The sequence below is a fragment of the Bacteroides sp. LFL-34 genome, assembly GCF_027257075.1.
In the GTDB taxonomy this organism is placed as follows: domain Bacteria; phylum Bacteroidota; class Bacteroidia; order Bacteroidales; family Bacteroidaceae; genus Bacteroides; species Bacteroides ovatus.
Genome location: NZ_JAPQKZ010000027.1, coordinates 23,886 through 37,847, shown reverse-complemented (window position 1 = coordinate 37,847; position 13,962 = coordinate 23,886). Strand labels below are relative to the sequence as shown.

10 protein-coding genes are annotated in these 13,962 nt (G+C 41.1%); 1 reads left to right on the top strand and 9 read right to left on the bottom strand.

Translation table 11 applies throughout. The annotated features are described in order from the left end of the window. Positions 1 to 10: 10 nt before the first annotated feature. The 5 genes from N5O98_RS16280 to N5O98_RS16260 all read right to left on the bottom strand — a co-directional run bounded on the left by N5O98_RS16280 (position 11) and on the right by N5O98_RS16260 (position 5,934). Positions 11 to 217 (bottom strand): DUF3791 domain-containing protein, encoded by a 207-nt coding sequence (locus N5O98_RS16280; RefSeq protein WP_004308500.1) that lies wholly within the window; start codon positions 215 to 217, stop codon positions 11 to 13. After that, positions 214 to 738 carry a DUF3990 domain-containing protein gene (locus tag N5O98_RS16275; protein WP_004308501.1) on the bottom strand — a complete coding sequence of 175 codons (525 nt, stop codon included), beginning with the start codon at positions 736 to 738 and terminating at the stop codon, positions 214 to 216. The genes N5O98_RS16280 and N5O98_RS16275 overlap by 4 nt, the downstream gene beginning before the upstream one ends. Then, the gene (locus tag N5O98_RS16270) at positions 735 to 983 is read right to left on the bottom strand and encodes a DUF3791 domain-containing protein (RefSeq protein WP_004308502.1); all 249 of its coding nucleotides are present in this window, start codon (positions 981 to 983) and stop codon (positions 735 to 737) included. The genes N5O98_RS16275 and N5O98_RS16270 overlap by 4 nt, the downstream gene beginning before the upstream one ends. Before the next feature lie 71 nt (positions 984 to 1,054). Continuing rightward, the gene (locus N5O98_RS16265; RefSeq protein ID WP_004308503.1) at positions 1,055 to 4,018 is read right to left on the bottom strand and encodes a glycoside hydrolase family 2 protein; all 2,964 of its coding nucleotides are present in this window, start codon (positions 4,016 to 4,018) and stop codon (positions 1,055 to 1,057) included. A gap of 14 nt (positions 4,019 to 4,032) precedes the next feature. Continuing rightward, positions 4,033 to 5,934, bottom strand: coding sequence for a rhamnogalacturonan lyase (locus N5O98_RS16260; protein ID WP_004308504.1), 1,902 nt, complete (start codon positions 5,932 to 5,934; stop codon positions 4,033 to 4,035). A 220-nt stretch (positions 5,935 to 6,154) separates the two neighbouring features. Here N5O98_RS16260 and N5O98_RS16255 point away from each other — a divergent pair, with 220 nt between their 5' ends. Beyond that, positions 6,155 to 7,618: a glycoside hydrolase family 28 protein gene (locus tag N5O98_RS16255; protein WP_004308505.1), complete on the top strand. Its 1,464-nt coding sequence runs from the start codon at positions 6,155 to 6,157 to the stop codon at positions 7,616 to 7,618. A gap of 68 nt (positions 7,619 to 7,686) precedes the next feature. Here N5O98_RS16255 and N5O98_RS16250 read toward each other — a convergent pair whose 3' ends face one another. The 4 genes from N5O98_RS16250 to N5O98_RS16235 all read right to left on the bottom strand — a co-directional run bounded on the left by N5O98_RS16250 (position 7,687) and on the right by N5O98_RS16235 (position 13,891). Next, on the bottom strand, positions 7,687 to 10,857 hold the full coding sequence (locus tag N5O98_RS16250; protein WP_008642250.1) for a DUF4450 domain-containing protein: 3,171 nt from the start codon (positions 10,855 to 10,857) through the stop codon (positions 7,687 to 7,689). Further along, a complete protein-coding gene (locus tag N5O98_RS16245; protein WP_004308507.1) occupies positions 10,823 to 11,332 on the bottom strand; it encodes a DUF4450 domain-containing protein in 510 nt (169 codons plus the stop codon). The genes N5O98_RS16250 and N5O98_RS16245 overlap by 35 nt, the downstream gene beginning before the upstream one ends. Positions 11,333 to 11,371: 39 nt before the next feature. Beyond that, a complete protein-coding gene (locus N5O98_RS16240) occupies positions 11,372 to 12,448 on the bottom strand; it encodes a glycoside hydrolase family protein (protein WP_004308508.1) in 1,077 nt (358 codons plus the stop codon). Between the two features lie 663 nt (positions 12,449 to 13,111). Continuing rightward, positions 13,112 to 13,891: a hypothetical protein gene (locus N5O98_RS16235; RefSeq protein WP_008642253.1), complete on the bottom strand. Its 780-nt coding sequence runs from the start codon at positions 13,889 to 13,891 to the stop codon at positions 13,112 to 13,114. Positions 13,892 to 13,962: the final 71 nt, after the last annotated feature.

Here is a 13,962-nt window from a genome sequence, read left to right as displayed (position 1 = left end):
TATTCTAAAATTACTGCTTGTCTTGTAATTCACGCAATACATCATTTATAATATAAGTATCACTCATTAGATGCAGTCCGTAACGGGAGTCATGTAACATGGCACATACATTCGTTTCATAAAACAGATTTAATGCTCTTTCCGGGCTTATCTCCAATCGGGCTGATAATAATAGGACGATGCGACTGATTTTTCTCCAAAGTACTTGTTCTCTCATTTGTTACCTCCTTTTCTGTCCATAGTATCCAGTGGAAAACTATTATCAAAATGTAGATATGTATCAATGAGTTGCTGATTGAGCAAACATATCTGATGATTAGGTTGTGCATATACCAATTGCCCGAGGGCTTGCTCTATGGTGATAATGTCGTTAAGGTAATCTTCTATGGTGTCAATAACCCGATCGTTTGCTACGCCTCCTTCTATAATATCATAATCTTTCCAAGGCTGTTTTCCATTCCTACTAGCGACAATAAAATTCAACCAATGCTGATCGTAAGCATCAAAACGAAGTAGCTTGAATCCAGCTTTTATAGCTGCATCCATATCAAATTCGTATACATTAATCCATGCAGTAGTACTTGCCCGTAATAGTTGTACGCGGGCAGCCCACTGTTCTGCTTGTGAGCGTAGTGAGGTTAGATAAAAACCTCTACCGAAATCTAAATCGGCACGTCCCACTTTGGCTAAGGGATGCTCTATAGAAAGGGTGGAGCCATGATAAAGTGTTATTTTCATCCCTTCTCGCCCTCCTGTGCCTCCCAGTTCTTCAAAGCCTCGACCACATCCTCGCCTACATGTTTTAGACTTTGTGTGTGCATCACTTCGTAATTGTCCAGTAGAAGACGTTTGATTAGATTCATTTTCTCTAAACGTCGGCGCATTTCCATAGGAGAAATTCCCATTTCGCGTGCTCCAGCTTCTATTGCCATGACTGCAAAGTGAATCTTTTCACTTTCTAGGATATCCGGTTGTTTACACATAAGCGTTAAAATTCAGTTTATGAACAAAGATACTTGATGGCAGGCAAATAAACAACATTGCCGGAACTTTTTTATTTGATTGTTTCGAGAAACTCAACTTCGATGATTCTCAACTGGTGTTTGCTACTGCTTTTTTCCAATTCCATTGTATTGGCCGCTATAGCCTCTACTTCGATAATCTGTCCGAAAGCATCTTTGTCACTGGTGTTTCCTTTCAAGCGGATGGTTATCGTATTAGCACGTACGGGCTTTTCTACATTGAGATGAATATATCCCAGGCTTTTATCCGTGTTTCCGCTCCAAATCAAGGTGTTGCCGGCATATACTTCCAGCGGGTAACTTCGTGAACGCCATCCTTGCAGTTTGATGCATATATCGTCTATTTCGGCATCTCTTTCCAATGTATAGGTAATCCATGCAGTGCTTAGTTTACCGTCATTCTTCCATTCGGTCAGTTCGATATCATCGTAGCTTTTTTCAGCATCATTATTGTTGGAACCGGCTTTTGCCGAAACGATTCGTACACCCTTTTTGCTGTCTTTGTAAGAAGGGGTAGAAGGTGTTTCTCCTCTATCCAGTCTGCCTTTCAAAGTGGCCTGCGGAAGATAGGTACTCAAACCTCCGGTCACTTTTACAGGCACCGTTTCCAATGTGAGAGAGGCACTTAGAAGTCCTTTAGCCTGTGCTGTCAGAGTTACTTTTCCGGCAGCCGTCGTGCTGCGGATCAGTGCGCGGTTGATACCACATTCTACCGGAAGGTTTGTATCAAGAATATGATTGTTTTTACCTTGAGCAATACCTCCGCGCCATTCCGCCTGACCCTTGAGTGTGAACTGAATAGTGCGGTTGTCCAACGGACAACGTTGTCCGTCTTTATCTACCACTTCCACCTGTATCAATGTCATATCCGCACCGTCTGCATGAAAGCCTTCGGGGTTTTGGATAGCGGTAAGTTTCAGACTGGCAGGTTCACCGGCTGTATTTACAGCATAACGACTGATTTCTTTCCCTGCTTTATTGTAGCTGACAGCTTCCAGTTTGCCCGGTTTGAAGGCTACGTTGTCGAAAGTAAAGAGAAAATTGTATTGGCGTTTGCCTTTACCCAGGGAGTTACCATTCAGGAAAAGCTCCACCTCTTCTCCGGTAGATACTACCTGCACAGGTTTTACCGTATTATCCGGATAGTTCCAGTGTCCGATGATGTAGGTCTGGTCTTTTTCCGTATCTACCCATCCGTCCCACATTACCTGATGTGCGTAGAAAGCATCTTTTTCGATACGCATCGCGTCCGTCACTCCACTTCTTCGGTAGTTTTCCGCACCCCGGTAGTGGGTATTGGTGTCGGAGAAGATAATTTTAGTACCGCCGGAGCTGACTCTGTTACCCGTTCCGGGACGCTCACGCCAATAATCATACCAGCGGGCTATCATGGTGATGGCAAGTTCATCTTGGTTGCGGTTATAGTCAGTGGCCGGTTGTCCTTTATAAAGTGGTCCGTCACCTTCTTTGTGGAAAGGATAGCTATATTCATCCCAGTACTTTCTTAAACCTTCGTCGCGGCAATATTCGGTCGCCCACATCGGATGATGTTCGCTTCTGTTGATGTACAGCATTTCGCCACCGTATTCCGCTTCGCGGATATCCAACATTTCACGTGATCCGATGGCACGTCCGCCGAACGGGTCGTATTTGTCGCGGACAGCTTTCATTTCTATCATGTGTTCGCGGCTGATGGCTTTGTTGCCACATTCGTAGAACAGGATACTCGGATTATTACGGTTGTAGATAATCGCGTCTCGCATCAACTCCACCCGTTGTTCCCATTGACGTCCTTCACGGTCTTTTTCTGCATCTCCGGCAGGCATTGCCTGTATCAGACCTACACGGTCGCAGGATTCTACATCCTGTTTCCACGGAGTAGCGTGCATCCAGCGAACCAGATTCGCGTTTCCTTTCACCATCAGGTCATTAGAAAAATCGCTCAACCAGGCAGGTACGGACAGACCTACTGCCGGCCATTCGTTGCTGGTGCGCTGTGCATACCCTTTCATTTGGATAACACGGTCGTTCAACCATATCTTTCCTTCCGCGAAGCGGGTCTTGCGGAAGCCGGTGCGGGTACTGACTTCGTCGAATATCTGATTATTATCATCTTTCAAAGCGGTTTTTACCGTATACAAGTAACCATATCCCCAACTCCAGAAGTGAAGATTATGAAGGATGGCAGATGCTTTTACCGTCTTAGTCTCTCCGGCTTTCAAAGTCACTTTATCACCTTGGAAAGTTTTCATTAGTTTGCCGTCGGCATCAAGTATAGTCACCTGATAGCTGAATTGCCGGGTAGCTTTACTGTCATTTCTGACTTCCGATTCGGCATGAATCGTAGCTTTGCGTCCTTGGATGTCGAAGTCTTGGGCATAGACGTATACGCCTGTCGTTTTCAGGTTGCTATATAGGGGAAGAGTCTGATATACATTATCAGTAACGTACAAGAAGACGTTTTTAGGAATACCGCCATAGTTGGCATTGAAATTGCGGTCGTTCCACTGGAACTTAGAGTTAGTTCCTTCTTCTCTGTACATCCAGTCGTTGTCGGTGCGAACGGCAATCACGTTCTCACCCTCTTTGATATGTGGAGTCAGGTCGAACCCTACCGCCATAACACCGTTTTCGTGTCTGCCTAGATAATGTCCGTTAAGATAGAAGTCTCCGCGTTGGCGTACTCCTTCAAATTCGACGAATACTTTCTGATTACTTTTCAGTTCCGGAATCTGGAAACTCTTGCGATACCATACCACTGTATCTGTCAATTGTTCAATGGAAAGTTTGAATGCTTCATCTTCATTGAAGGCATGGGGCAAAGTTACTTGTTTCCATTTACTGTCGTCGAATTTTGTATCTTTGGCTTTAGGAAAGTCTCCTATCCGCAGCTTCCATTCGCTGTTGAAATTGTATTTTTTGCGTTCGGATGCCTGTATATTAATGGCGGACAGTATAGCCAGGAGAAATGTGAAAAGAAATAATTTGTGTTTCATGATAGTCTCTTAACTTACTTGAATTGATATCCTCTGAAAGTACCTTTCATTTTTATAAGGTCCGGTCCGAAATAGAATCCCGGTTGTGTTGGCTGGTTATAGCCTACATTTTGGGTAGCGATACTGATTCTGTATATCGGTTCTTCAAGGAAGGTGTGGAATCTGTATTCGGTCGGAATAGTCGAAACGTAGAGCCGGAGAGCAGCGTTGTTCTCGGAGCGTACGAGTACTTCTTCCCGCCAATCGCCTATAATGTCACCTTGGAGACAAGGATTCGATTTCGTTCCATTGTTGAAAAGAGTTCCTGTGAATTTGACAAGCGGAACAAACTTTTTGTTTTCCCAGTCGTATTTAATAATCATGTTTCTATCCAATAGTTCGCGTAATAGGTCTCCATCCCACCAGACAGCCATATTGGTCGGCATATTTCTCATTTTAGGGGCTATGATTTCTCCTTTTACGTTTCGAATTCCTTGTGAATCTCCTGACCACATTTCCACACCCGGATGAGTCGGGTCAATGTCGGCGGCCATACAACGTCCTACATCGGTATTGCTTTTTATCTGTAATAACACTTCTCCGGTGGCGGCATCTCTGTACGTACTTCCGTCACGTTTGTTTTCGTGGCAGTCCCATACTTGCAGACCTTTACGGGAAGGGTCAAAATGTGTCAGGTGGATGGCGTCTCCATGTCCCATTCGGGTAGAATAAAGTCCTTTGCCGTTGTGGTCGATAGCACAGGAACCGTAAATAATTTCGTCGCATCCGTCACCATCCACATCGCCTACACGCAGATTGTGGTTTCCTTGTCCGGCGTACTGCTCGCATCCGGGATGGTTGCTGTCGAATACCCATCGGTTCTTCAGTTCTTTTCCGTTCCAGTCGAAGGCCGCCAGAACGGTGCGTGTGTAGTAGCCTCGGCACATGACAACACTTGGGTGTACTCCGTCAAGATAGGCTACACAAGCCAGGAAGCGGTCGCTTCGGTTACCTTTTGCGTCTCCCCAGTCGGCAACGTTGCCGCGGGCAGGGATATAGTCGATGGTATGTAAGGCTTCACCGGTGTCTCCTGAAAAAACAGTCAGGTATTCTTTGCCTTTCAGAATACGTCCTTGCTTCATCATTTGATTCCTGCTTGGGTCAAAAGTACCGGCTTCGCGATAGTCTGCATCAGCATTTCCAATTACTTTTCCTTTTCCGTCCACTGTTCCGTCGGCAGTCCGCATCACTACTTCCGCTTTGCCGTCACCATCCAGATCGTACACCATGAATTGAGTATAATGAGCTCCTGCACGTATGTTTTTACCCAAGTTGATACGCCATAGTTGTTCTCCGTTCATTCGGTAACAATCGATGTATACTTCGCCTGTATAACCTTCGTGTGCATTGTCGTGTGAATTGCTGGGATCCCATTTGAGGATAATTTCGTATTCGCCGTCACCGTCTACGTCACCGATGGAAGCATCATTGGGACTGTACGTGTAGGTATCGCCTGCCGGAGTTATTCCGTCTGCCGGTTTTTGCAGGGGAATTTCCAGATAGCCGAGAGGCGCGTTTTCCGGGAATGTGTATGTACCGTCAATGTGATGCGTCTCCTTTCCTTTTAGAACAGGACGCACTTCGTAAACAGCCGTTTTCTGACTGTTATTCTTATCACGGAACAGGGTGCTGACAGTGATGGGAGTGTCTGTCAATTTCTTCCCGTCTCTGTATACGTTGAAACCGGTTTGTATCGGATCGGAAGAAAGATACCTCCACGAAACGATTACTTCTGAAGGGTTTTCGCGAATGGCAACTACGCCGCGGTTTAGTTTCTCCCGTTGTAACTTTGAGTAGTTATAACCAGGTTGTGCTGTCATTGTTACAACAGGCAGTAACATGAATATGCACAATAGATAAATTGCAATTCTTCTCATATTTGTTTTATCGGTTTGGACCTTATTGTATTTATTCACTCGCAAAATTACTCCTTTTTGTGATGTATGAAATGGAGAAATGTACAAAGACTATATACAATTGTGCACCCTTTCAAGTTAATTGTCCGTATGATATAATATTCTATCTTTTGCGTACATCTGTCCATTACCTCTTTGATGATATGCGATAATTTTGCAACGTGAACTAAAAGAAGTAATTATGAAGTATCTTTTATCTATTGTACTATTGGCCTTGATTGGTTTTACAACTCCGAAAAAGACGATTCCTGCTTATGATTGGGGAAGTGTATCTGCAGAGCCGGATTTGTCGTGGGCCGATCAGGTGGGGGCGCAGAGGACTCCGGAAAACACAGAATGGGATGCCGGAAAGTTCGGGTTGCGGAATGACACTTCCGTATTCAGTACTCCTGCTATCCAGGCCGCTATTGATGCTTGTCACCAACAGGGAGGAGGTACGGTAGTTGTTGCCCCGGGGTATTATAAGATAGGTGCTTTGTTTATCAAGAGTGGTGTGAATCTGCATCTTAGTAAAGGTACTACCTTGCTTGCGAGTGATAATATTCAGGACTATCCGGAATTTCCTTCCCGCATTGCCGGTATCGAAATGACATGGCCTTCGGCCGTTATCAATATAATGGATGCGGAAAATGCCGCTCTTACGGGGGAAGGTTTTATCGATTGCCGCGGAAAAGTATTCTGGGATAAATATTGGGCGATGCGGGAGGAATATGAGAAGAAGAATCTGCGTTGGATTGTGGATTATGATTGCAAGCGGGTGAGGGGAGTACTGGTTTCCAACAGCAAGCATATCACGTTGAAAGACTTTACGTTGGTGCGTACGGGATTCTGGGCTTGTCAGATTTTGTATTCGGATCATTGTTCGGTGAGCGGACTTACTATTAATAATAATGTAGGAGGTCACGGACCAAGTACGGATGGCATTGATATTGATTCATCTACCAATATTCTGGTAGAAAACTGTGATGTGGATTGCAACGATGATAATATTTGTATTAAGGCAGGGCGTGACGCCGACGGACTGCGTGTGAATCGTCCCACGGAGAATGTGGTGGTTCGTAACTGTATTGCCCGTAAAGGTGCAGGGTTACTGACTTGCGGAAGTGAGACTTCCGGTTCTATTCGTAATGTACTGGCTCATGATCTGATAGCGTATGGCACAGGATCTGTATTACGGCTTAAATCGTCTATGAATCGTGGTGGGACAGTAGAGAATATTTATGTCACAGGAGTTGAGGCTGATAGTGTATCTAATGTATTGGAGGTGGATTTGAACTGGCATCCAAAATATAGTTATTCGAAATTACCTGTAGAATATGAAAGTAGGGAGATTCCTGCACATTGGAAAATAATGCTGACTCCAGTAGAACCTAAAGAAAAAGGGTATCCACACTTTCGCAATGTTTATTTCTCTCATGTAAGAGCGAAAAGATCTAAATGTTTCATTACAGCTTCGGGGTGGAATGATAGTTTACGTATTGAGAACTTCTATCTATTTAATATTCGAGCACAAGTGAAAACAGCGGGAAAGATAGTGTATGGAAAAAAAGTTCGATTAAGTGAAATTTATTTGGAAGTGGAAGATAAGAGTCAAGTAAGACAAGAATACAATATTGATAGTAAAATAGAAATCAGTTATCAGTAGGAATATTATGGACAGTGTCCAGAAATATATAGAATGAGGGTGTATCATTGATCACCCTCATTCTGTGGCTATTTGACTAGCGTTACTCCCATCAATCCTATCACGACTTCATTGGCTGTCGTCTCCAAAGATAATGATTTTAATTCTTTAACTGGATTGAGTGGCAGATCAAGCATTGTAGCCATACCACCATCAATAGATATCGGGTTGTTCGATATTGTTTTTCCAAGTTCGCCTGCATGATATTTGCTTACATCACCTGTTTTAAGGCGTACTCTCCACGGACGTGGATCTTTAGTGTTGAAAGCATATCCATCTACGAATATATCCTGATCTAAAGGAATTAAATTATCTGGTAATATAAGTTTCAGTACTTCTTTTTGTCCATCTGTATATTCTATTTTGATTTCGCCATTTACTATATGAGATTGCATATAATAAGTGGAAGCTGCAATGAGGAAATAGGCTTTAGAAGCTTTACCGTTTAGTGGTATATTAATGGAAGTCGGGTAGTTATCCCATAATGTGGTGAATGCAATATTATTATATTCTTTTTCTCCTGGAGTACTGAAAGGTATTCCTTGTGGCATAATGAATCTATTGTTATTTCTTGAAGCCTTATTTCTTATTCCACGGTCATCAATAACAGAAATACTTTGAGGATGACACCATTGTCCCATACCTTGGGTCGGAACTTGTAATGTGGTGTATTTCCATCTTGGGAACATATATTTTCCATAAGCGAATATATTACTTACTTTGTCATTAAATATTTTCTTCATGTCTACCGTCTTATAAACTGATTTTTCCGGTACAGAGATATTCCAATTGATGGCTCGAAAAGAGTAAGTGTCTTTTCCGGATTTGACTTTTATTCTATTAGTTCCTGAAGATGCAATGGGAATATCAAATTCATAGTTGTTTTTTCCATGAGCTTCTATATTGATGTTTTCATTCACCTTTTTACCATTGATATACAAATCACCTTTTATCACTTTATCCATATTGTTTTTCAAGGTAAAAATAAGAGAAGAAGATTCAGAATCACAAACGATATCAAGCGGATTGTTGACATTTATATCTATGGGAAGCCAATAATTCATATTTCCATTGGTGATATTGACAAATACAGTGCGATGTCCGTTTTGAGCGGTTATAGTGCCGGTTAGTATGTCATTCTTTAAGTTTGCATGACGCAGAACGTTTTGCGGGTCATATATTTTTCCTGATTTATAAGGAATATTTAGTCTGAACTGGCTGCCATTGGCTACATTGACAGATATCATGTCTCTGTTTATTTTTTCTCCGTCCCATTCTATCGTGATATCGTATTTGTCAGCTATTCCTGCCTCAAACTTAATTTCTGGAGATAAAATAGTGGTTGTAAGTAAAGTATAGGGTGTATCTTTTCCATTTACTTTGATAGATTTAATTTTGTTTCTTATAGCTTTTATTTCCATTGACAAGCTGACATCTTTTTTGAGTAAATTAGGAGTTATAGAATACCTTTCTATATTGCCTTTCCTTTCAAAAGTATATGCCATATTTTGAGTTTCAATTTCTGCAAAATTCCAATCATCGGGGAATCCGGGTCTTATCGTTAGTCTATTATTAATAAGATCTGGCATGATACCGTACATACCCTGTACAAGAGCACGTACCCCTGTCGCTATTCCATCGGCAAAATCACGATATGTCTCTCTGCGGGCTGCGTCATAGAATGACAATTGTGTGACATTTCCCGGACCTGAACCAAGGTACATCGCATCCAGAACAGCTCCTTTGAACATTTTGAAAGCCTCTTCATAACGTCCTGTTTGCCAATAAGCAAGGGCGGTATGTGAGATTTCTCCGAAAGCGACATTGTTGATAGACCACATATAAGGTTGCCAGTTTGTTGTTGAAATCACATAATTGGCAGTATCCTTCAAACCTTTTCCCATGACGGGGATGTGGGGGATTTCCGTATCTATATATCGGGTTGCCTGATATGCCTTGAAGGGATCATGTATATCAGAATCTATTGCATGATAAATAGTCCATATGGCAGCGTTGTCATGTCGTATCCGGTTTCCCATATTATCTTTAAACTCCGCCCACCATCCTTTGTCTTTTATCCATAATTCTTTGTTTATGGCAGATAATATAAGTTCTGCTTCTTTTTTGTATATGCTTGGATCTTTTCCTAATTTTTCGGATATTTCTGCCATTATTTTATTTGCCCGGTAGTTATATGCAGTAGAATGTGTCACTTTACCGCCATTGTATTGTAATGCGTCTGAAGCCCAGATACAAGCATAGGCATCATATAACCCGTCGTTATCGGGGTCGAATAGTTTTTTTTCCCATGTAAAGTGACGTTGGAGGGCAGGATATATTTCTCGTGCGTAATCAAGATCTCCGGTCCATTTGAGATGCCACAACAGTTGGTCTATAAAGACTAGATTCATATCATAATGATGCATGACGTCTCTTCTATTAGGAACTCTTCCTATATAACCATTACTATACATGGGGGTTCCCCATATTTTTGCAGACCGTGCGAGGTTTAGGGCTGTGTCCTGAAGATGGGGTAATGTGACGGGAACATCTATAACTTGCGAATTAAGATAACCGTTAAAGTGAGTTTTTGCCCTATCTTCTAATCCCATCAAGTCTGCGAGATAAGCCCCTCTCCAACCGGTAAGAAGTAATTCGCGGAAACAGATGGCTCCATGTAGATACGATGGAGATTGCCATACAGCATCTTCCGCTCCAGAGAAGGTGCCTCCTAATGTGTTCAGAAATGGATCAGGTGTTTTTATTTTGATTCTGGAAGCTATTTGGGTTCTGAACTCAACACCTTTGTTGAAAACATTACTGAGATCATTATATTGAAACTCACTATGACTTTTAGGGTTGTGCAGTTCAATATAGAAAGGAATGGTACTAACCGGATATTTTGCTATGATAACCGGTTTGTTTGATTTGCGGGATGTGATAAGTTCGTCCAATTGGTCAATAAGGTTTCCATCCACTTCTTTTATATCAGTTCCGATAGGAAAGGTTCCTGCTATGGACATTACTTTATGTTGAGAGGCTCTGTTGCTGGTGTGGTGCCCGTATTGTATCGTAAATTTGTTTTGATTAATTTGATATATATTTCCGGAACAATTGTTGGCTTTAATGAAAAAACAATCGGCTGGGTCGGAATTCAAGTCTCCCTCACGTCCGAATTTCTGATTGTTGGCTCCCCCCATATATCCACAAGATTTTAGTGCCGGCAGGGATGTCTTTGGCTTTGTATCTTACTACTAATCCATCGCCATCGGACATAGCTACAGCATCAATTGTCAGACTGCCGTTTCCTAGATGTCTCCTGTCTCTCACAATGTAGGTGCGTTGCCCGGATTTAAAACGAGATTCAATGAATTCCATATCTTTTATCCAAGTAATATTTGAGGGGGTAGATATAGCCATATATACACTTCCACCGAGGTTAGGCATGTAAAGTCCGAATTCGGGGAAGTCACTGGTTTCAAAACGAAAGCCGGTATTAGTTCCATAAATAGCTCTAGTAAATCTTTTATTTCCATTGGTTATTACAAACTCTTCTCCTTCGGGTTTATATCGAAGAGTTCTTTCTTCTCCGTGCCAATAGGAGGAGTGAGGCAAGTCTTTTGCGTTTGCCGGGAATTGCAACAAGGTAAATAATATCAATATAATTTTTTTCATAACAGTTTTTTATAAGTGTACTTTAAGTTCTATGTTCGTTTATTCGGGCTTGATTTTAAAGACGAAACCTGAAGATGTTTCTGCTTTTCCCCCTTGGGAAGCCGTGAAAAGGTAAGCCGGTTTTCCATTTTTCATTAGTACTTGCAGGCGTTCGAAACGTCCATAACGTTTGAGATGTTTAGGAGCGGGTGGTTGTTTGATATAATGCTCTGCTCCAAACCAACCAATTTGAGGGTTTTGCCAGTTCAGCCCGTCTTTGGATTCGAAATAGAGCCCCACTGTATGGTCGTAGAACCCCATATCTCTCATTAACATTTTGAATATACCGTTTTCATACCAGATATACGCATCTTCTACTTGCCTGTTTTCTCCGAAACCGGAGAAATCGACGATCGGATTTTTTTCATATCGTCGATAAGGTCCTGTGATTTTATCTGCAAAAGCTACCCCATATTTCCGGTTACCTGAAATACCATTGATATGTTGGTTCACATATTCATTTTCATTACAAGATTTATAATAAAGCCAGTATTTTCCGTCCGGATGTTTTAAGAAAGCTGGATTAGTGGTAATATAATCATCCCATTCACCTGTATTTCCAGGCATTAATAATGGTTTTTCGCATCTTTCCCACGGTCCCCAAATAGAGTTTGCTACAGCGTATCCGATACGTTTCGTTCCAAATTTACCATTGGTTGCTCCCATGTAAAATAGCCAGTAACGACCGTCTATTTTATAAATGCTTGGATTGTGACATGTATTACCATCAAAATAGCCCGGGCGGGGGGACAGTACTGTTGATACATATTTGTATGGGCCTTCCGGTTGGTCGGCTACGGCGTGTGCGATTTCACAATGCCCCAGCCATCCTTTCATTTCATACTTTTTTTCCCAACGTGAATAAAATACATGTACTTTATTCTTTTCATCTATAATTGGTGCACAACACCACACATAATAATTATCGTCTTCCAAGATGCGTCCCATAGGTTCCAGACGTTCAGCAAAAGAAGAAATAGCATCTGCTGGATAGTTCTTCGGCTGGTCAAGACTTTGGGCTTGTGCCGACGCAATCTTTAAAATAAAGAATAATGCATAAAAAAGGATGTGTTTCATAATTTCTGTGATATTTATATATGATTAATAATTCTTTTAGACCTGTATGACAAAATTAGGTTGATTCTGCAAATAGCTATGATGAAAAAATTCCATTTTGTATGTAGTTTTATCCACAAATAGCGATATTATGGTTGTAAGGTATTAGATATGGAACTTTGTTACAAATACTTTTTCTTATAGTAGCGCACTCTTGACAAAGCCTTTTTAATTTTGTATATTTGCAAGCGGAAAGATTAATGGATAAAGAATTTAAAAAAGAATGAAAATAGAATAGTACAATATTATAACAATATATCAGAAGCTCCTTACAATAGTTAAGCTGTGAGAGTTACCGTATAAGCTAAAGGCTGCAAATCTTTATAAGGTTCGCAGTCTTTTTTGTTATGAAAAAGTACAGGGAGAACCTTAAAATCGAAATTTATAATTTATAATAAACTTGGATACCGTTTTTAATAAACTCCTCAATAGTTTATTAAAAACAGAAAGCTTGTCTATTAAAGATAAGTCATTTTTTTTCTTTATGTGAAGGAGGAGGATAATACTTATTATGATGTAAAATGACAGAAGTGAATTTAAGTGACATGATTGTAAAAACAATGGAGCATTGTACACAATTCAATGCTCCATATTACATCATAATGCAATAATAAAAATAGATTTTTATTGAGCTATCACACCTGCCCAACTGGAAGAGAAGCGGAAGTTACCGACATTTCCGGTCAAATCATCGCGGTTCCTAAATGAAATAGAACGAATCCCCCCTTTTAATTTGTTATTATCTTCGTCCCCCTTCGCTACCACATCGGGTTGAGGTTCTTCTGCTGTTAAGGCTGGGTCTACAAATAATGAAACCTCGTTCTTTTTATAATCCAGTTTGAGAACCAATAGATGCGTCTTATTAAGCGCATGGCTTTTGAAGGATTCTGCATTAACTCTTAACAGATTAGTCCCGAATCGGATATGTTCATCGTCTATCTTACCGACATATACTCTGGCACGCAGATTACCGCCAGTATGAACAGGGGAAAGAGCAATGAAATCGCCTAAGCGACTGGAAGCGACGGAGGAAAAGTTTGCCAAAAATGAAAGGTATAAAGTTCCCCTGCAATAGTCATTCTTTTCAGAAATGGAATATACGCTAAATCTTGAACCTTTCACATTTTCCGGGAGTTCTCCTATTTTGATAGATACTCCTTTTTCCGTATATCCCTCATAACTGAGCTCTTGTCCGGTAATGGGACTACCGGCATTCTTGTCAGTTTGGGAAGAGAATGCTTCACACCAGGTATCTATTTTTATCGGAGCATCAGCTTTATTATATGTAGCTTTTTCCAATTTATCACCTTGTTTATATCCATTTAGCAGATTGCTTTTTAATACTTGTGCGTTGCTTGATAATACAAAGGCTGCCAGGCTTAAAATTAATACTGATCTTTTCATAATGCTATAATTAAATGTGTTGATAATTTTTTCTGAGACAAAATTAGTCTGAACTTTTTATTCCGACTAGT